Consider the following 19,119-nt stretch of genomic DNA (forward strand, 5'->3'; position numbering starts at 1 on the left):
GATGACGATTCATCCTGATCTCATCGCGCTTTTCGCTGGCCCGGGAGCTGACGAAGCTGTATCGCAACGCAGGTTGGAGATGAATTCTCCGATCTGAGCGATGGCCGCATGGGCTTCCGGCAGCACCGGAACGAAGAGCTGGAAGACGTGCGGCATGCGCGGCCAGACCTCCAGGCGGCTCCTCGGATTACCTTGTTTCAGCTTGTCGGCCATGCGGACAGCGTCATCCCGCAGGATCTCGTCGCTGCCGACATGGATCAGCACCGGCGGAAGGCCGAACGCATCGCCATAGAGCGGCGAGGCATGGGGGTTATACGGGTCGGCGCCTGCCAGATAGCAACGCACGAATTCCGGAACATCGTGCACGTTCAACATCGGATCTGAGGCGGCATTCTCGATCAACGAGGGCGCGGTGAGCGCGAGATCGGTCCAGGGTGACATGGCAACGGCGGCCGCAGGAAGCGGCTTGCGCTCGTCACGCAGCCTCATGAGAAGGCACAGGGCCAATCCTCCACCGGCTGAATCACCCATCACGAAGAGTTCGCCTGGATCGCCTGTCTCGCCGGCGAGCCAGAGAAAACCCGCTACGGCGTCGTCCAGTGCGGCCGGAAACGGATGTTCGGGTGCGAGGCGATATTCAAGGGCCCAGACCGTCGATTTGGTCACATTGGCAATGCGCCAGGTAAAATGCCGGTAGTAGATCGGCGCGCCCGAGACATAGGCGCCGCCATGAAGATAGAGCACGTTGCGTCCCGGGTGCGACGCCGGGGTGGCGATCCGGTGTAGTCTGAGGTGACTGGCCTGCACGACGCTTGTCTTTGTGCTGCGTGGCGGACGAGGCACCCATCGCTCCATGCGATGCATGTTGGCCCGCCACGTCCCGACATCGAATGGCTGACGGTGCCGTTTCAGGAACATGCGGATGCCGAGACGCAGCATTTCCGCGCGCAAGCTCATGGTGCGTCCTCTTGCTTCATTCGCTTGGGTCTTACGGCCTGAATGCGGCCGCCTTTGGCAGGTGCAGCCGCTCGGGTTCGCCGGATCCGGTGTCGACCAGCAGGCCATCCTCGATCTCGACGATGCGATCCGCAAAGGGAATGACCCGCGGATCATGCGTCACGACGAGCACGGCGCGCTCGCGCTGATGGGCTGCATCGGCGAGAATCCGCATGATGCTTCGCCCGTTATTGCCGTCGAGCGCAGCAGTTGGCTCGTCGGCGAGAATGACCGAGGGATTGGCGACAAAGGCTCGCGCGATCGCGACCCTCTGCTGCTCACCGCCGCTGAGCTCGCCCGGCAAGGTATCGGCCTTCTGCTCCAGACCAACCAGGTTCAGTGCTTCCTGCGCCCGTTTCCTGGCCTTGCCTCCACGTTCATGACGGATGTCGAGGGCGAGTTGCACGTTCTGTGCAGCGGTGAGCGTCGGAAACAGATGATAGGACTGGAACACAAAGCCGATATGGTCGCGCCTGATTCTGGCCAGTCCCTCCTTGTCGACGCCCGACGTGGGCGTACCGCACACGGTGAGCGCGCCCGAACTTGGTGCCAGCATGCATCCGAGCACGAGCAGCAGCGTCGTCTTGCCGCTGCCCGACGGCCCCATCAGCAGTGTGAACTCGCCGCGTCGCAGCGTGAGGTCGATCCCGCGCAGCGCCTTCACCTCGCCAGCGCCCCGCCCAAGCGTTTTCTTGATCGCGGTGGCCTCAATGATGATTTCGTTCATCGCATGAATACCGTTGCTGGATCGATCCGCACCACACGCACGATTGCGCCGATCGCCGACGCTACGCACATCACGACCGTCAGCACGAACAGGGCTGCAATCAGCCACGGCGTGATGACGATGGGCAACGCGCTCTTGGCAGTCATCTCCACAACGACAGCGCCGATCGCGGTCGCAATGATGAAGCCGATGATCGCGTTGAGGAGCGCCTGATAGATGATGACCCTGTAGATATATCCATTCGACGAACCCATTGCGCGCAGGGTGGCGAATTCACTGAGGTGATCCTTGGTGCTCGAATAGAGTGTTTGCGCGACGATGACGGTGCCGACGATTACTCCCAGCAATGCGCCGGCAAACAGCGCAGCGCCGGCGCCGGTCCCGAACAGCCAGAACGAGCGGCTACGGCTGCGGAATTCATCCGTCGTAAGCACCTCGTGTTCACCAACCTGAGCTCGAACGGCCTTAAGAACCGTGTCGCGGTCGGCGTCGGGCTTGAGGCGAACCAGGAGGTTGCTGGCGCGATCGGGAAAGGCTCCGGTGTAGGTGCGAGCGTTTTTCAGGTCGACGAAGACATAGGGCGTCGTGGTGAATGAGCGGATGCCATCGGTCAAGGCCACGACCTTCACGCGGCGGCCGCGGATCTCGGCCGTTGATCCGATTTTTGAGACGCCGAGGCGATCGTAGTAGGAGCGGTCGACGACCACGGCTCCATTTTGCGACAGCGCGCGAACGTCACCCTCGACCACGTTCCATGGTCTCAGGCTTCCATCACGCAAATCGGCGCCGACAACAAAGATGGGTGTCATCTCGCCGCTCTCGAGGCGCCAGTCCGAGAAGCCGATGACCAGCGGGACCACCGAGGCGACGCCATCGACGGATGCGACCTTGTCGCGCAGCTTCGCATCCAGCAGCGAAGGATCCTCAAAGCATTTCGCTCCCTTCGGCAGCACCCAGAGATCGGCTGACGTATGGTCGATCATCGTTGTCACCATGCGACCGAAGCCCAGGAACAGGCCCATCTGGATCATCACCAGGACGACCGAAAATACGATGCCTACGAGTGTCGCGGCAAAACGCAGGCGATCGTGGAAGAGATTGCGGGCCGCGAGCGTCGGGACCAGTGACATGGACGTTCCGTCATCGAGGTTGATCTGAGATAGCGCCCTTGCCCGGGAGTCCGGAATGCCGGTGCACCAGCAGTCTGACGCCTGCGGCGAGGAATCCGCTCGCGGCCCAGCTCAGAGCCAGTGCCACGATGAGGACGAACGCGGCTTTGGCGACGGCATTCAGTCTCGTGCCGAGCAGCGCATATTGCAGCCACAGCACGAACGGGTAATGCGTGAGGTAGATGCCGTAGGCATTGGTCGAAAGACTATCGGCGAGCGCCGAGCGGCGACGCAACAATGCCAGCGAACTGGCCACGAAAGCGATCACGCCTGTTGCGCATGCAGGGGGAAAGGCGAAAGCCGCGGCGAGACGGTATGCGGGCGGGCTGGCATTCCAATCCGGCATCGTCAGCGAGGTCAGCCCGCCCCACAGTGCAAAGCAGGCACATGCTGCGGCAACCCAGGTGGGCCAGTGGCGCGCGAGTGGGCCGTCGATGCGGAAGATACTTCGATCGCAGCCGTAGCCGCCGATGGCGAGTCCCGCAGCGAAATAGAGAAGATAGTGCAGCGGGCGGCTTAGCTGGAAAGACAATGGGCCGAGAAAGGTCCATTCCCAGGGCGTGAAGATCATTGCGAGGGGGACATAGGCCAGTGCCGACAGAATTGTGAGGCATGCAAAGAACAGCAGCGGACGATCGTCGCACCGGGCGACGATCAGGCTCGCAGCCCGTGGCCATGATGGCATCAGTTCATGCAGTGCAGCAGCCAGGCCGCTGAGCAACAGAAGCTGCCACAAGAACCATTGCGGGCCCGCGGGCCACATCGGCAAAGCGCGCCAGTGCTGCCAAAATGCCGCAGGCGATGGGTCGGTCGCGGTCGTCAGATATGAGGCGTAGTACGCCACCGGACTGAGAAGGGCGACCGCCAGGACGAAGGGCAATCCAATTCGCCACCACCGCTCCGCGAGATAGGCGGCAGTGCCCTTGCGGATGAGGCCGTGCGGGGTGAACAGGCCCGCCAAAAGGAACATCAGGGACATCAAGCTGACGTCCTGCCATGCGCAGAACAGGTCCAGCCCGAACCAGCGCTCGCGGTCGATGATCGGAAACGCGATCCACCGATAGGGCGGCGCGTCGAAGGCGAACGGATGCGGCGGCTGAGAGGCGAGGTAGGGAAGGGCCGAATGGAAGGCGACCACGATCAGGATGACGACAGCGCGCAAGTTGCTGAATGTGACGTTGGCGCCAGAGTTCATGGGGAGCACCGGCCCAGGATTGATCTCGCCGGAACCAACCGAAGGCGATCCACCTAGTTCCAATTCGCCGGGCAGCGGACGCTGTTTTGCTGAAGCCAACGCCTCCAGCGCCCGGCGCGCCGGCATGTTCGTCAGCGCGGGTCTTGTCGCAGCCAGTGCCGGTGGGGCATCGCTGCGCGCATTCTCGCCACGCGATGCGCGCAGCGCATCGGCTAAATCTCGAGCTCCGTGCCGAACTCCACCACCTGCTTGGTCGGCACGCCGAAGAACGCGGCGGAGCGTTCGGCGTTGCGCTGGAGGAAGGCGAACACGCCTTCGCGCCAGACCCACATGCCCGGGATGTCCTCGCTCGGGATAATGGTCTCGCGGCCGACGTAGTAGGTAATGTCGGAGAGGTCGATGCCGGGCAGCTTGCCCTGGCGGCAAGTAAGCTTCAGTCCCTCATAGATCGTGGGGTTCTGCATGAAGCCATAATGCAGGATCACGCGGGTGATGCCGGGGATGATGTCGATGATCTCGGCGCGTTCGTCGTCGGGAATGTGCGGAGACTCCTCGATCAGCACGGTGACCAGCAGCACGCGTTCGTGCAGCACGCGGTTGTGCTTGACGAACTGGGTCAGCGCCAGCGGCACGCCGCGCTGCGCGGAGGCCAGGAACACGGCGGTCCCGGGCAGCCTGGCGCGGCATTTGTTGATGGCCGTCTCGATCAGGTCCTCCTCGGGCTGGCGCAGCCGCGCGCGGGCCGCCTCGACCAGCTTCACGCCGGCGCGCCAAGTCAGCATCAGGAACGCGACGAGGCCGGCGAGCAGCAGCGGAAACCAGCCGCCCTCGAACAACTTGATCGAATTGGCCGAGAAGAAGATCACGTCGATCACGAAGAAGGCGCCGTTCACGGCCACCACGAGCCAGGGCGAATAGCCCCATTGGATCGCCACCAGAGCTGCGAGCAGCGTGGTGATCGCCATCAGCAGCGACACCGCGATGCCGTAGGCGCCGGCGAGCGCGTCGGACGTGCCGAAGCTCAGGACCGCTCCCAGCGTCGCGGCGGCGAGCAGCCAATTCACCAGCGGCACATAGATCTGTCCGATCGCAGCGCTCGTGGTGTGACGGATCAGCATGCGCGGCAGGAAGCCGAGCTGGATCGATTGCTGGGTCAACGAGAACACGCCGGAGATGATCGCCTGCGAAGCGATCACGGTGGCGACCGCCGAGAAGGCGACGAGCGGATAGTGCAGGGCGTCGGGGCAGAGCTGGAAGAACGGGTTCTCGATCATGGCGGGATCGGTGATCAAGAGCGCGGCCTGGCCGAAATAGTTCAGCACCAGCGCGGGCAGGCACACCGCGAACCAGGCGAGCCGGATCGGGAAACGGCCGAAATGCCCCATGTCGGCATACATGGCTTCGCCCCCGGTCACCGCCAGGAAGGCCGCGCCGAGAATTCCGAAGGAGACATGGAAATCCTGGTGGATCAGGAAATCGAAGGCATAGAACGGGCTCAGCGCCGCCAGCACCGCCGGAGCCTTGACGATGCCGTGGATGCCAAGCGCGGCAAGCACGACGAACCAGGTCAGCATCACCGGGCCGAAGATGCGGCCGATGAAGCCGGTGCCCTGCTTCTGCATCATGAACAGGCCGATCAGGATGGCGATGGTCACGGGTACGACGACGGGCGCAAGCGAGGGGGCGTCGACCTTGAGGCCTTCGATGGCGCTGAGCACGGAGATCGCGGGTGTGATCGCGCCGTCGCCGTAGAGCAAGGCGGCGCCGACGAGGCCGACGACCAGCAGATGCGCCCGCCAGGTGCCGGGCTGGGCGTTACGGGCATGCAGCAGCGCCAGCAGCGCGACGATGCCGCCTTCGCCGCGGTTGTCCGCGCGCAGGATCAGCAGCGCGTATTTCAGCGAGATGATCAGCAGCAGCGCCCAGAGGATCAGCGAGGCAACCCCCAGGACAGCATCGTGACTTAATGTGCCGCCATGGGCAGCCGCCTTGGCGGCTTCCTTCAGGGCATAGAGGGGGCTGGTGCCGATATCGCCATAGACCACCCCGAGGGCGCCCATGGTCATGGCAAGCGGCAGCGGATCGGGATGGTGGCCGGAGGCGAGTGCGGGCGTACTGGACAATGGCGACCCCCGATGGAAACGCGCCCGGCGGGCCATTCCGACGGGCGCGAGCGTCATGCAGTCTGCGACGAGACGTCGCAAATATCCATGGGGTTGTGTTGGGTCTATAGCGGACTGGCTGACGCGAAGCTGACAGATCCGACTACGGGGTCCGATCGGCGGTCACGAGGCGGGCCTCACGGACATCGGCCTTGGTGCCGGCGCGGCGCAGGCACGAGGCTTCGAAGTTCGGCCAGGCCTGCTGCGAGCAGTCCTTGCCGATGCTGCGGATGTCGAGCCGGTCGCTCTTGGCCAGCGGCTGCGGCACGCTGGCTTCGACCGTCGGGGCGAAGCCGGGCAGGAGGGTGAGGGCGGCAGCAACACATGCAGAGATGGCGATCGCCGAAAGAGCCTTGATCATTGACAGTCCCCTGTGATGCGGCCGCTGCGCCTTGTGTGCGGCCCGTCATTCGTTGGCTGGATAAGTAACCATGGCCAGTTTCGAGACGTCTTCGCCGGAGCGGAAAATGGTTTCGTTGCTGCGCCGTTTGTTTCGTGGCCGCCCTCAGGACGAAACAATTCGGGGGATTCCGACATGGTTTTGCGGAAAAACCGGCAGGGAACCCGCCCGGCTTGCCGGCCCGGGCCGGGCGCGGTAGGAGGAGGTCATGCCGCGCATCGCCTTCTATCCCGGTTCCTTCGACCCCATCACCAACGGCCATCTGGACGTGGTCCGGCACAGCGTTTCGCTGTGCGACAGGCTGGTTGTCGCGATCGGGGTCCACCCCGGCAAGAAGCCGCTGTTCTCGACCGAGGAGCGGCTGAAGATGCTGCACGACGTCTGCGGGCCGGTGGCGGCCCAGGCCGGTTGCGTGTTCGAAGCGGTGACCTTTGACGATCTGTCAGTCACCTCGGCGCGCAAGCACGGCGCGACCATCATGATCCGGGGCCTGCGCGACGGCAGCGACCTCGATTACGAGATGCAGCTTGCCGGCATGAACGAGGCCATGGCGCCGGAGGTGCATACGGTCTTCCTGCCGGCCTCTCCCATGGTTCGCCCGATCACCGCCACTTTGGTGCGCCAGATCGCCGGCATGGGCGGAGACGTCTCGGCCTTCGTCCCGCCGCTGGTTGCGGCACAGCTCAAGGCAAAATTCGCCTGATAACGGCGCGCTTCCTCCCTCATCTGACCGGAGTTGTCATGATCCGAATTCTCGCAGTTCTTGCCGCGCTTGTGTTCGCGGTGCCGGCGGTGGCGCAGCAATTGCCGGCGAACCTCGACAAGGCCAACGCCATCGTCATCGACAGCACCAAGGGCCGCATCGTCATCAAGCTCAGGACCGACATCGCGCCCCAGCACGCCGAGCGCATCAAGCAGCTCGCACGTGAGGGCTTCTACAACAACGTGCCGTTTCACCGCGTGATGGACGGCTTCATGGCGCAGACCGGCGACGGCCAGAACGGCAACGGCACCGGCGGCTCGAAATATCCGAACCTGAAGCAGGAATTCTCCAAGGTGCACTTTGCACGCGGCATCGTCGGGATGGCGCGGCGCGGTGACAGCGTCGACAGCGCCAACTCGCAGTTCTTCATCATGTTCGCCGACGGCGGCAGCCTCGATAACCAGTACACGGTGATTGGCGAGGTCGTGCAGGGCATGGACGTCGTCGACAAGCTGAAGAAGGCACCGCCCGGCTCGGCCGGCGGCACCGTCACCGATCCCGACAAGATGGTGAAGGTGCAAGTCGCATCCGACATCAAGTAGGAGAGGACGATGGCGCGCCGCGGTGGCAAGCTCCTGCTGGTTGCCGCGATGCTGCTGCTCGGCATCCCCAGTGCGGCCGCCGAAAACGCGCAGGTCAACACCATCCAGGACATTTTCCGGCATCTGCGCACCTGCTGGAAGCCGCCGCCGCCGGCCAAGGCGCGCCCCCTCGACATTACCGTCGTCGTGAGCTTTAACCGGGCCGGAAACATTCTGGGCCATCCGCGGATTACCTACGAATCCGCGGAGGCCTCCGACAATGACCGGCTGCAATACCGGATCGCGGTGATGGAAACGTTGCAACGCTGCACGCCGGTGCCATTTACCGATGCAATGGCTGGCGCCGCCGCGGGGCGTCCATTCGCGATCCAGTTCCGCACTCGGAAGACTTCACCCCCAACGCAAGAGAGACGAGCATGAGCGTCACCGAAAACACCCTGATCCTCGAGACCACGCAGGGCCCCGTCACCATCGAGATGCGGCCTGATCTGGCGCCCGGCCATGTCGCGCGCATCAAGGAGCTGGTCCGCGAGGGCTTTTACGACGGCATCGTGTTCCATCGCGTGATCGACGGCTTCATGGCGCAGACCGGCTGCCCGCAGGGCACCGGCACCGGCGGCTCCGGCAAGAAGTTGAAGGCCGAGTTCAACAAGGAGCCGCATGTGCGCGGCACCGCCTCGATGGCGCGCGCCGCCAACCCCGACTCCGGCGACAGCCAGTTCTTCATCTGCTTCGACGACGCCCGCTTCCTCGACAACCAGTACACGGTGTGGGGCAAGGTCACCGAGGGCATGGAGAACGTCGACAAGATCAAGCGCGGCGAGCCCGTGCAGAACCCCGACAAGATCGTCAAGGCGCGGATGGCGGCGGATAAGGAGTAAGCGGATTTGTCGGTGTCATGCCCCGCGCAGGCGGGGCATCCAGTAATCACCAGCGGCGATTACGGCTACGATCGGGAGTACTGGATCGCCCGCCTGCGCGGGCGATGACAAGTTCTGAGACATGCGCACCGACCTCTTCGATTTCGACCTGCCGCCCGAGCGCATCGCGTTGCGCCCGGCGAGCCCGCGCGACTCCGCGAAGATGCTGGTCGTCGAGAATGGCGCGTTGCGCGATCAGACCATTTCCGACCTGCCGCAATGGCTGAAGCCAGGCGACCAGCTCGTCGTCAACGACACCAAGGTGATCGCGGCGCAGCTGAGGGGCCGTCGCATCGGGCGTGAGACCGAGCCGAGGATCGAGGCGACACTGATCAAGCGCCTCGACGGCTCGCGCTGGCAGGCGTTGGTGAAGCCGGCGAAGAAGCTCACAGCCGGCGACCGCATCCGCTTTGGCAATGAAGGCAAGGTCTGCCTGCTCGGCCATCTCGACGCCGAGGTCGAAGCCAAGGGCGGTGAAGGCGAAGTGACGCTATCGTTCTCGTTCCACGGTCCCGCGCTCGACCAGGCCATCGCCGATCTCGGCAGCCCGCCGCTGCCGCCCTATATCGCCTCCAAGCGCACGCCTGACGACCAGGATCTCATCGACTACCAGACTATGTTCGCGGCGAACGAAGGCGCCGTCGCCGCGCCGACGGCTGGGCTGCATTTCACCCCGGCGCTGGAGCAGGCGCTGCGCGACCACGGCGTCGGCATCAACCGGCTCACGCTGCATGTCGGGGCAGGGACCTTCCTGCCGGTCAAGGTGGACGATACCGAAGGCCACAAGATGCACCCCGAGTGGGGCACGATCTCGGCCGAGACGGCAGAGCGGCTCAACACCGCGCGCAAGAACGGCGGCCGCATCATCGCCGTCGGCACCACGTCACTGCGGCTGCTGGAAAGCGCCGCCGCGGAGGACGGCAGCATCCAGCCGTTTGCGGCGGACACGTCGATCTTCATCACCCCCGGCTATCGCTTCCGCGCGGTCGATATCCTGCTGACCAATTTCCATTTGCCGCGGTCGACGCTGTTTATGCTGGTGTCGGCGTTCTCGGGCCTGGTGACGATGAAGCGAGCGTATGCGCACGCCATCGCGACTGGCTACCGGTTTTATTCGTACGGGGATGCATGCTTGTTGTTTCGGGCAGAGCCGTAGCCGTAGGGTGGGCAAAGCGAAGCGTAGCCCACCATCTTTCCTGATTGCGCGGGGGAAGTGGTGGGCACGGCGCTTGCGCGCCTTTGCCCACCCTACGATACCGGTTACGCCATCAGCTGCTGCGGCAAGAGCTCGGCGATCTGCACCGCGTTGAGTGCCGCGCCCTTCAGGAGCTGATCAGCCGCAACGAACATCGAGATCGAATGGCCGCTGGCGTCGCTGAGATCCTTGCGGATGCGGCCGACCAAGACGTCGTCCTGGCCCGAAGCATCGATCGGCATCGGGAAGTAGTTCTTGGCGCGGTCGTCGACGACCTTGACGCCGGGCGCCTGCGCCATGATGGCGCGGACCTGGTCCTCGGTGATCGGCTTCTCGCATTCGAAGGTGATGGCCTCGCAATGAGCGCGCAGCACCGGCACGCGCACGCAGGTGACGCCGACTGCAATGGTTTCGTCCTCGAAAATCTTGCGGGTCTCCTTGATGACCTTGGTCTCTTCGTCGTTGTAGCCGGTGTCAGGGTCGACCGCCGTGTTGTGGTTGAAGAGGTTGAAGGCGTAGGGGTGCGGCATCACCTTGGGCGTATAGACCTGCCCATTGAGATTGGCGCGGGTGGATTCGACCAGCTCCTCCATCGCCGCAGCCCCGGCGCCGCTGGCCGCCTGGTAGGTCGCGATGATGACGCGCTTGATGCGGTTCTTCTGGTGGATCGGCCACAGCGGCACCAGCGCGGTGATCGCGGCGCAGTTCGGGTTGGCGATGATGCCCTTGTGATCGCGGATGCGGTTCGCGTTGATCTCGGGGATCACCAGCGGCACGTTCGGGTCCATGCGGAAGGCGGAGGAGTTGTCGACCACGACCGCGCCGGCCTTGACCGCGATCGGTGCGAACTTCTTGGAGATGCTGCCGCCGGCGGAGAACAGGGCGATGTCGACGCCCTCGAAGGAACGCTCGGTCAATTCCTCGATGACGACCTGTTGCCCGCGGAAGGACACCGTCTTGCCGGCCGAGCGGGCACTCGCCAGCGCCCTGAGCTTACCGGCGCGAAAGCCGCGCTTGTCCATGGTGGCGATGAATTCGGCGCCCACCGCACCGGTGACGCCGACAATCGCGACGACGGGATCGTTACTCACTTTGTCCTCCATTTGCATTGAGAATTTAGACAACAAAAAAGCCCCGGACCATCGAGGGCGGGGCTTCGGTAGAGCTGATGCGTTTAAGTCGACGACCTACGCGCGCACGCCTCCCCGGGCCCCTGAGGCCGTGGTGGTTTTGGTCGTGCGTTTGGTGGTCGTGAACATGGCGGCGACTTATGCGGGAGAGTCTTGCAGCCGTCAATGGCTTTTCGCCTCCGGTCGATGCCGGGGCCCGTCGCTATTTGGCCCGTGCGCCCGGCGGCTCCAGGATGACTTCCTTGAGGTCGTCGCCACTGATCACGACAATCGCGAAATTGAGCCGGCCGCGTTCGCGCACCAGCCCGCCGCTGATCGCCTTGCCCGAGGCCGCGCGTTCGGCGACGCGCACGGCATCCGCGAGGCGGTGCCTGATCGCACCGAGCGCTGCGAGGTTGCTGCGGTCCTCAAGGTCGAGCTCGGCGAGGGGGAGGGCGGCTTCGCCGCCGACGAGCTCGCCGGTCGAAGCATTGATGGTGTGGCGCCAGATCCGGTCGTTGTGCAGGGTCTTCACGCGGTAGACCGGCACACCGGAGGCTCCGTCAAAACTCACATCCGCCGTCGTGGCGCCGGCGTGCCGGCCTTCCGCGATTGCCATGGCCTGGCTGATCGAGATCGACGAGCTGCGAAAGCGCTCAATCTCGCGGCTGACTGCCTGGCGGTCCGCTTCGGCATCACTATCTGTGTCGCTGTGAAGCGCGGTCGGCGTGCCCGCGGTCACAATCGCCTGTGCCGGTGCGGCGAGGAGCAGCGCGGGCAAGGCGATCGCAAGCAGTTGCGAGGTCCATCGTTTGGCTGTCGTCATGCTCGAAACCCTCGGCCAGCGAGTGTGCCGGATGATCGTAAAGAATTCGCGGCCGACCTTGGGCATCGGTCGGCCGCGGAACGCCGCATCGGGCTGTACCCGGCACGACGATCGAAGCGGGACGGACCTCTTTGGGGCTGGTGAAAAAAGCGGTCCGCCTCACCTTGTAACTAAACCATACCGTATCGTTTTATTTTGGTCAATGGCGAGGCCGTGTTTCCCCGGGGGATAGATCGCGCGCTCACGGAATTGTCAGCGGGACGGGCGCCGCTGCGTGCTCTTTGCGGCGCTCTGGATGCGGTCGGCGGGTCCCAACGCGCCGGCCAGGAACAGCTTGATCGCCGCCCGCATCCGCTTTTCCGCGGCCTTCATCTCCAGCGCCGTTCCGAACGTCGCCATGCGGTGGGTGTGACCGACGACCACGTCGAGAAACACCTCGGCTGCAATGGTGGTGTCTTCGACATCGAGTGCGCCTTGTGCCACCAGGTGGTCGAAGAAGCGCGCCGTGGTGGCGACGGCCTTGAGCCAGCCCTCCTCCTTGCCGAGCTTGGCGACGTCAGGGAAGTTGATGGCCTGTGACGTCATCATGCGGCTGAAGGCGACGGCGTCGGGACCGCAGGTGAACGTCAGCATCTCGCGCCCGATCTCGACCAGCCGCTGCTCGACCGAGATGTTCGCGGCGCTGGAGAGCTGCGTCTCTGCCGCAGCCGACAGCGGCGCAAGCCAGCGCGCGATCTCGCGCCTCAGCACGGCCGCAAACAGGCCGCGCTTGTCGCCATAGCGGGAATAAACGGTGGGCTTGCTGACCCGGGCCGCTTCCGCAACCGCGTCGAGCGAGGTTGCATCGAAGCCGCGATCCAGGAACAGGCGGGTAGCGACCTCGATCAGCCGCTGGTCGCGCTCGATGGCGGCGGTCTTCGTCGGCCGGCCGCCGCGCGATTTCGGCACCTCGCGCCGTGGCGCGGCGGTTCTTGTCTTGGTCGCAGTCAATCCCATGCCCAATGATTCCTGCGCGGTCGTGATATCAGTCATTCGCTCTATATCGCGCAGGAGCGGGGGCGTCATCGCGAATCTGGCCGAATTGGCCGTATCGTCAACGGTTTCCGTATGGCCTCGTTCCGTCACGAGGAATCACGGAAGCGTCGATGTCCAGGCCTGGCCGGACGCCGCCTTGTCATATCCGTACTGATACAGCGCCCGCATATAGGCAGTATCGAACCCTTCCGAGGGCGCCGCCGGATAGTCGCGCGCGATGTAGGAGAGATGGAAGCCCAGGCGGTTGCGCTTGGCGAAATCATAGGTCGAGAAGATGATCGAGCGCGTCTGCGACTGGGTGATCGACGACAGGCTGCGCGAGGCGACGTCGATGGTGCTGTTGGAGACGAGCTCGAAATTGCGTTCGATCTTCTTGTTGACGAGGATGTAGATGTCCATCTTCGCGTTGCCCGGCAGGCGGCTGCCCTGGAAGAGCAGGGCTTCCGGCAGCGTCAGCACCGGCGCCGTCACGCCGCCATCGACATGCATCTCCTGAAACCTGCGGCCCTGGCCTTCGGCGTCGATCATGATCGGCGGAAACACCAGGGGAATGCTGGCGGAAGCCGCCATCACGTCGCGAAACAGTTTTAGCGCCTCGGGCGTTCCGACCGCGGCGATCTTGCCCATGTCCCAGATCGCGGTCCGCTGGGTGTCGAGATCGGTCGTCACCACCAATAGCTTCCGGCCCTTGGCATTTTCGCGCGCGACTTGCGCCATGATCTCGGGCCCGACATAGCGGGCGACGAGCTCGCGCAGCCGCGTGTTGCCGAACAGGCCGGATCCGAACAGCACCCGCATGATGCTGGGATCGTTCAGCAGACTCTCCGCGATGCCGCTGGTGTAGACCTCCTTCAGCGTGTCGTCATATTGCGAGCCGAGGAACGCAAACGGCGCGATCAGGCCGCCGGTGCTGACACCCGAGACGACCGAGAAGGTGGGACGGGTTCTGGCTGCGGTCCAGCCGTTCAGCACGCCGACGCCATACGCGCCGTCGGCACCGCCGCCGGATAGCGCCAGATAGGTTTTGGCCGCGGTGTCCTTCTCGAAGCTGAATTTCGTGACCGGCTCGTCGGCGTAGCGCCGGAGGCCATCGATATCGAGCACACGCGATGTGCTGGCTTCGGCGGCCGTATAGGGCGTGCGGGGCAGGGACGTGCAGGCACCGAGCGCCAGGTTGCACGTCAGGACCAGGACTCCGGCCAGGCGGGCGCCTATCCGCCTTATCCAGCCCTGCGAGAGGCCGGGAATATCGGTCGAACTTGAAGGGAGGGGCATCGTCGGTGGCTGGCGATCACGCTTATACCGCCGCCGGCAAATTCGCCGCGGCAATCTCGTCCAGCCCCCAAGATAAAACTACACTGTATCGTTTTGTTTAACAAGAGCAGGGCACCAATATCCGCTCCAATTGTGTCCCAGTCTGAGGCACAAGCCAGCCTTGGCGTGGTTCGCGCGGGTTGATCGGCCTTCTCCGACACGCAATAAGCACCGCCATGAATCCCGACAATGATCTTCCAAATCACTTTGAATTGCTCGCCACCGATGGCGCCGCGCGCACCGGGCGCCTGACCACGCCGCATGGCGTGGTCAGGACGCCGGCGTTCATGCCGGTCGGCACCGCGGGCGCCATGAAGGGCATGCACTGGCGCGAGGTGCGCGACGCCGGCGCCGATATCGTGCTCGGCAACACCTACCATCTGATGCTGCGCCCCGGGGCCGAGCGGATTGCGGCGCTTGGTGGCTTGCAGACATTCACCGGTTGGAACGGGCCGATGCTGACGGATTCCGGCGGCTTCCAGGTGATGTCGCTGGCGGATCTGCGCAAGGTCAGCGAGCACGCCGTCACCTTCCGCTCGCATATCGACGGCGCCAAGGTCGAGCTGTCGCCGGAGCGCTCGATCGAGGTGCAGCGCTTCCTCGGCTCCGATATCGCCATGCAGATGGACGAATGCGTCCGGCTGCCGGCTGAGCGTGACGACATCGAGCGGGCGATGCGCCTGTCGCTGCGCTGGGCCGAGCGCAGCAAGCGGGCCTTCACGAGCGCGCCCGCCGGTTACATGCTGTTCGGCATCGTGCAGGGTGGCGACGTACCGCAGCTTCGTCATGCCAGCGCGCAAGGGCTGGTCGAGATCGGCTTCCACGGCTATGCGATCGGCGGCCTTGCCGTCGGCGAGCCGCAGGCGGTGATGCTGGCGATGATTGACGAGACCGCACCATTGCTGCCGAGAGAGCGGCCGCGTTACCTCATGGGCGTCGGCACGCCCGACGACATCCTCGAGGCAGTCAAGCGCGGCGTCGACATGTTCGATTGCGTGATGCCAACCCGCAACGGCCGTCACGGCGTCGCCTTCACGCGCTTCGGCCAGGTCAATTTGCGCAACGCGCGCCACGCCGACGATCCGCGTCCGCTCGATGAAGAGAGCTCATGGCCGTCGACGCGGAGCTGCGCGCGCGCCTATCTGCATCATCTCGTCAAGGCGGGCGAGACGCTGGGGGCGATGCTGCTGTCCGAGATCAATGTCGCCTATTACCAATCCCTGATGCAGGGCATCAGGGACGCGGTCGCACAGGGAAGGTTCGAGGAGTTCTATCAGCGTACGCGCGAGGACTGGACGAGGGGCGACATAGCCCCGCGCTAGATATTAATTGCAGACGAAGCGCTGCTTGACGGCATGCTTGGTCACGAAGCCATAGCCGCAATTGTCACAGGTCCAGAGATAGCTGATCACGTGGTCGGAGATGTAGGCAGATGCTTCGGCGGCGACCATGGAGTCGGCGCAGACCGGACAGGTAGGCAACTCGCTGCAACGCGGATAGCGGTTCAGCGCGACGGTCGACAACACTTCAGCAACTGCTGACATCGTGGTGACCTCCCTGCTTTGAGACCTAAGTCTAACATAAGGAGAATCAGTTGACGAGGTCGCAACACAAATGCGTTGGTTTTCTGATATTTGCAGCTCATGCGATTTTGCGATGCAGCGTATTTAACATGTGCCGCATTGTCGCTTGCGTGTCGCTGCAAGCTGTCCGTAACTGCGCGAGACTGTGAAAGCGCAGATTGTTGCCACAGGGAGTTCATCATGGACGCGTCGTCCAAGACGAGTGCAGCGCACCAACCCGGCCGCGGCCGGATCTATGACTCGATCGTCGAGGCTTTTGGCGACACGCCGATCGTGCGGTTGCAACGACTGCCCGGCATGCACGGCGTGAACGCGACCATTTTGGCAAAACTTGAATATTTCAATCCGGCCGCGAGCGTGAAGGACCGCATCGGTGCGGCCATGATCATCGCCATGGAGAAGGCGGGCATCATCAAACCCGACACCGTGCTGATCGAGCCGACCTCCGGCAATACCGGAATCGCGCTTGCCTTCGTCGCGGCCTCGCGCGGCTACCGGCTCAAACTGGTGATGCCGGAGTCGATGTCGATCGAGCGGCGCAAGATGTTGGCCTTTCTCGGTGCGGAACTGGTGCTGACGCCGGCAGCCCAAGGCATGAACGGCGCCATTGCCGCCGCGGAAGAACTGTTGAAGACGACGCCGAACTCGGTGATGCCGCAGCAGTTCAAGAATCTCGCCAACCCCGAGGTGCACCGCCGCACCACAGCGGAAGAGATCTGGAATGACACGGCCGGCAACATCGACGTCTTCGTCGCCGGTGTCGGCACCGGAGGCACCATCACAGGTGTCGGCCAGGTGCTGAAGCCGCGCAAACCTTCCTTGCGGGTAGTGGCGGTCGAGCCGGAGGAGAGCCCGGTGCTCTCAGGCGGCCAGCACACCCCGCACAAGATCCAGGGCATCGGCGCCGGCTTCGTTCCCGACATCCTCGATCGCTCCGTGATCGACGAGATCGTGAAGATCAATTCGACGACGGCAATCGAGGCCTCGCGCGCGCTGGCGCGGCATGAGGGCATTCCGGGCGGCATCTCTTCGGGCGCCGCGATCGCGGCGGCACTCCAGATCGGCAAGCGGCCAGAAGCTGCGGGAAAAACCATCCTGGCGGTGGTGCCGTCCTTCTCCGAGCGGTATCTTTCCACGGCTCTATTTGAGGGAATCTAGGACATGGCGGATCAACCGAGGCGGCCGCGTACGCTGGGCGATGCCAGAACGGAAGCCGAGGCGGCATTCAAGAAGGTGACGGCCAAGGTCGCCGTGGCGCCGCCCAAGCAAACCGCCGTTCCCGGCATCAAGGAGCAGGTCACGCTGCGTATCGACCAGGACGTGCTGGAGTTCTTCCAGGAGGGCGGACCGGGTTGGCAGGACCGCATCAACGAAGCGCTGCGGAAGGCTGCGGGGAAGTCGTAGCCAACGTCGTCATCGCGAGCCAACGGGTCCGCGCGAAGCGCGGCCCGATGACAGGCTCCGCGACGCGATCCAGAATCTTTCCACGGTGACAGCCTGGATTGCTTCGTCGCAAGGGCTCCTCGCAATGACGGAGCATGCTGCGACACCGTCGTACCAAAGAAAAAGCCCGGCGCGAGCCGGGCTTTTTTTGAAGCTGCAGTCCTGCCTCAGCGGCGGAACATGCCGCCCATCATACCGCCGACGACGCCACCCACGAAGGCTGCGCCGGCAGCATCGCCGGGGCTGCTACGCTGGGGAGCCGGTGCTGGCGCGCTGCTGGGTGGCGGGGCGCTGGCGCGCCGAGCCGCTTTCTGGCTGTTATCGCTGGCGGTCGGCGGTGCGGCTACGATCTCCGAGAGCAGGGCCTTGTGCTGGTGCTTATTGAGGTAGCCGGACGAAGGATAGCCGCGCGCTGCTTGCCAGCGCTTGAGCACGGAGCGGGTCTCGTCGCTGAACACGCCGGTCTGCTTGGTGTCGAAGCCGAGGCCGGTGAGGCGACGCTGCACGTCGCGGCGCTGGTTCTTGTCGAGGCCGATCTGGTCTTCGGTGAGCTGAGTGGCCTCGTCGGTAAAGGTCGCGGGATCGATGCCAGCGTTGAGCGTGCGGGTCGCGGTCGAGGGGCCGCTCTTGATCGCGGCAAGGCGTGCCAGCGCCAGCGCCTTGAACTGACCGTTCGGATAGGCGGCGAGATAGGCGTTGAGCTCTTCCGGCTTATTGGACTCCTTCACCGAGCGCCAATATTCGAGCTCGACCCCGTCCGAGCCGCCGCCGGTTGCCGCCGGCACGGTGCCGGCCGCGGTCGGCGCCGCGTTGGCGACTTGCGTTGCCGGGGCCTGGTTGAGGTAGACCGAGCCGGTCAGGTTGGTGTGGCCCCAGGGCAGTTGGCCCTTGCGGGTCTCTTCATTGACCTGGGCGCGCACCGACGTCATCGCCTGCTGAATCTCGACGCCGGGCTTGGTGATGTTGTCGATCAGCGCACGGGTGAACGGGCTGTTGTTGCCCTCCTGGCCGTCGAGCGCGGTCTGGCCAGGGCCGGTGGCGAACGCGATCAGCGTGCCTTCGCCGGACTTCATCTCGGCGAGACCGCTTTGGACGTTGACGCTGCGGGTCGCCGAGTTCGACTTGATCTTGGCGGCGAACGGATTGTCGCGGCAGGCATCGAGGAAGACGAGCTTGACCTTGGCGTCGCCCATGGTCTGCTCGAGCGTCAGGTCGATGTTGATGGCGGCCCCTAGCTTGACGTCCATCTCCGACTTGATGTCGGCGTCGACAGGCAGGAGATAGTTGGTGCCGCTGACGGCAATGCCGTGGCCGGCATAATAGAACAGCGCGATGTCGGAGCCCTGCGCCTTGCGGCCGAAATCGAGCAGCTTCTCCGTCATCTGGTCGCGGCTGAGATTGGACCCTTCGATCACCTCGAAGCCGACATTGCGCAGCGTCGCCGCCATCGCCTTGGCGTCGATCGGCGGGTTCGGCAATTGCGCGACGTTCTTGTAGGAGCCGTTGCCGACGACAAAGGCGACGCGGCGGTCAGCCTTGGCAGCACTGATCGACAGTGCCATGCACATCAGCGAAGCGAGGAGGGTGAGATAGCGCATTCTGAAATCCCCCAGAATCGAATTGCAGGCAGCAACAAATTGGCAACGAACCTACACGAAGTGCCCGACTTCGCGCCACCAAAACGGCGGTCCGCTGCGTTCAACCCGCTGCTGTGTGGCCGAATGTGCACGACGGAATCCT

General features: G+C 64.2%; 20 protein-coding genes. 8 read left to right on the forward strand and 12 right to left on the reverse strand.

What is annotated here, in order from left to right; genetic code table 11:
- Positions 1-9: 9 nt before the first annotated feature.
- The 6 genes from ACNJX8_RS20920 to ACNJX8_RS20945 form a co-directional block, all read right to left on the reverse strand.
- Positions 10-957: an alpha/beta hydrolase gene (locus tag ACNJX8_RS20920; RefSeq protein ID WP_439356619.1), complete on the reverse strand. Its 948-nt coding sequence runs from the start codon at positions 955-957 to the stop codon at positions 10-12.
- A 31-nt stretch (positions 958-988) separates the two neighbouring features.
- Positions 989-1,660: an ABC transporter ATP-binding protein gene (locus ACNJX8_RS20925; RefSeq protein ID WP_338075881.1), complete on the reverse strand. Its 672-nt coding sequence runs from the start codon at positions 1,658-1,660 to the stop codon at positions 989-991.
- Between the two features lie 59 nt (positions 1,661-1,719).
- The gene (locus ACNJX8_RS20930; RefSeq protein WP_128947064.1) at positions 1,720-2,853 is read right to left on the reverse strand and encodes an ABC transporter permease; all 1,134 of its coding nucleotides are present in this window, start codon (positions 2,851-2,853) and stop codon (positions 1,720-1,722) included.
- A 10-nt stretch (positions 2,854-2,863) separates the two neighbouring features.
- Positions 2,864-4,213 (reverse strand): acyltransferase family protein, encoded by a 1,350-nt coding sequence (locus ACNJX8_RS20935; protein ID WP_439356620.1) that lies wholly within the window; start codon positions 4,211-4,213, stop codon positions 2,864-2,866.
- A gap of 86 nt (positions 4,214-4,299) precedes the next feature.
- On the reverse strand, positions 4,300-6,153 hold the full coding sequence (locus ACNJX8_RS20940) for a potassium transporter Kup (protein ID WP_128937391.1): 1,854 nt from the start codon (positions 6,151-6,153) through the stop codon (positions 4,300-4,302).
- 199 nt (positions 6,154-6,352) lie between these two features.
- Positions 6,353-6,610: a hypothetical protein gene (locus ACNJX8_RS20945; protein ID WP_128933644.1), complete on the reverse strand. Its 258-nt coding sequence runs from the start codon at positions 6,608-6,610 to the stop codon at positions 6,353-6,355.
- Positions 6,611-6,857: 247 nt separating this feature from the next.
- Between ACNJX8_RS20945 and coaD the strand changes: the two genes are divergently transcribed.
- The 5 genes from coaD (at position 6,858) to queA (ending at position 10,030) form a co-directional block, all read left to right on the forward strand.
- Positions 6,858-7,352, forward strand: a complete 495-nt coding sequence (gene coaD, locus ACNJX8_RS20950; protein ID WP_091897761.1) for a pantetheine-phosphate adenylyltransferase — start codon at positions 6,858-6,860, stop codon at positions 7,350-7,352.
- Between the two features lie 38 nt (positions 7,353-7,390).
- Entirely contained in the window at positions 7,391-7,954 is a 564-nt protein-coding gene (locus ACNJX8_RS20955; protein ID WP_249761519.1) for a peptidylprolyl isomerase, read from the forward strand.
- 9 nt (positions 7,955-7,963) lie between these two features.
- A complete protein-coding gene (locus ACNJX8_RS20960; protein ID WP_128947062.1) occupies positions 7,964-8,374 on the forward strand; it encodes a hypothetical protein in 411 nt (136 codons plus the stop codon).
- Positions 8,371-8,835: a peptidylprolyl isomerase gene (locus ACNJX8_RS20965; protein WP_008563933.1), complete on the forward strand. Its 465-nt coding sequence runs from the start codon at positions 8,371-8,373 to the stop codon at positions 8,833-8,835. Before ACNJX8_RS20960 ends, ACNJX8_RS20965 begins: the two co-directional genes overlap by 4 nt.
- Before the next feature lie 121 nt (positions 8,836-8,956).
- Complete coding sequence (gene queA, locus ACNJX8_RS20970) at positions 8,957-10,030, forward strand: tRNA preQ1(34) S-adenosylmethionine ribosyltransferase-isomerase QueA (protein ID WP_439356621.1); 1,074 nt, start codon at positions 8,957-8,959, stop codon at positions 10,028-10,030.
- Between the two features lie 104 nt (positions 10,031-10,134).
- Here the strand turns inward: queA and ACNJX8_RS20975 are convergent, their stop codons facing one another.
- From ACNJX8_RS20975 to ACNJX8_RS20990, 4 genes are all read right to left on the reverse strand, one after another.
- On the reverse strand, positions 10,135-11,172 hold the full coding sequence (locus ACNJX8_RS20975) for an aspartate-semialdehyde dehydrogenase (protein WP_439356622.1): 1,038 nt from the start codon (positions 11,170-11,172) through the stop codon (positions 10,135-10,137).
- Between the two features lie 229 nt (positions 11,173-11,401).
- Complete coding sequence (locus ACNJX8_RS20980; RefSeq protein WP_249761516.1) at positions 11,402-12,004, reverse strand: PepSY domain-containing protein; 603 nt, start codon at positions 12,002-12,004, stop codon at positions 11,402-11,404.
- A 252-nt stretch (positions 12,005-12,256) separates the two neighbouring features.
- The gene (locus ACNJX8_RS20985) at positions 12,257-13,000 is read right to left on the reverse strand and encodes a TetR/AcrR family transcriptional regulator (RefSeq protein ID WP_439361946.1); all 744 of its coding nucleotides are present in this window, start codon (positions 12,998-13,000) and stop codon (positions 12,257-12,259) included.
- A 135-nt stretch (positions 13,001-13,135) separates the two neighbouring features.
- On the reverse strand, positions 13,136-14,314 hold the full coding sequence (locus tag ACNJX8_RS20990) for a patatin-like phospholipase family protein (RefSeq protein WP_439356623.1): 1,179 nt from the start codon (positions 14,312-14,314) through the stop codon (positions 13,136-13,138).
- Between the two features lie 215 nt (positions 14,315-14,529).
- Here ACNJX8_RS20990 and tgt point away from each other — a divergent pair, with 215 nt between their 5' ends.
- Positions 14,530-15,675: a tRNA guanosine(34) transglycosylase Tgt gene (gene tgt / locus ACNJX8_RS20995; RefSeq protein WP_439356624.1), complete on the forward strand. Its 1,146-nt coding sequence runs from the start codon at positions 14,530-14,532 to the stop codon at positions 15,673-15,675.
- A gap of 3 nt (positions 15,676-15,678) precedes the next feature.
- On the opposite strand, the gene ACNJX8_RS21000 is transcribed toward tgt, so the two are convergent.
- Positions 15,679-15,897 (reverse strand): hypothetical protein, encoded by a 219-nt coding sequence (locus tag ACNJX8_RS21000; protein WP_128933652.1) that lies wholly within the window; start codon positions 15,895-15,897, stop codon positions 15,679-15,681.
- 219 nt (positions 15,898-16,116) lie between these two features.
- Here ACNJX8_RS21000 and cysK point away from each other — a divergent pair, with 219 nt between their 5' ends.
- The gene (gene cysK / locus ACNJX8_RS21005; protein ID WP_439356625.1) at positions 16,117-17,094 is read left to right on the forward strand and encodes a cysteine synthase A; all 978 of its coding nucleotides are present in this window, start codon (positions 16,117-16,119) and stop codon (positions 17,092-17,094) included.
- Between the two features lie 3 nt (positions 17,095-17,097).
- On the forward strand, positions 17,098-17,340 hold the full coding sequence (locus ACNJX8_RS21010) for a BrnA antitoxin family protein (RefSeq protein ID WP_091897797.1): 243 nt from the start codon (positions 17,098-17,100) through the stop codon (positions 17,338-17,340).
- 206 nt (positions 17,341-17,546) lie between these two features.
- Here the strand turns inward: ACNJX8_RS21010 and ACNJX8_RS21015 are convergent, their stop codons facing one another.
- Complete coding sequence (locus tag ACNJX8_RS21015; RefSeq protein ID WP_439356626.1) at positions 17,547-18,977, reverse strand: caspase family protein; 1,431 nt, start codon at positions 18,975-18,977, stop codon at positions 17,547-17,549.
- Positions 18,978-19,119: the final 142 nt, after the last annotated feature.

The organism is Bradyrhizobium sp. SPXBL-04 (assembly GCF_051853035.1).
In the GTDB taxonomy this organism is placed as follows: Bacteria; Pseudomonadota; Alphaproteobacteria; order Rhizobiales; family Xanthobacteraceae; genus Bradyrhizobium; species Bradyrhizobium zhanjiangense.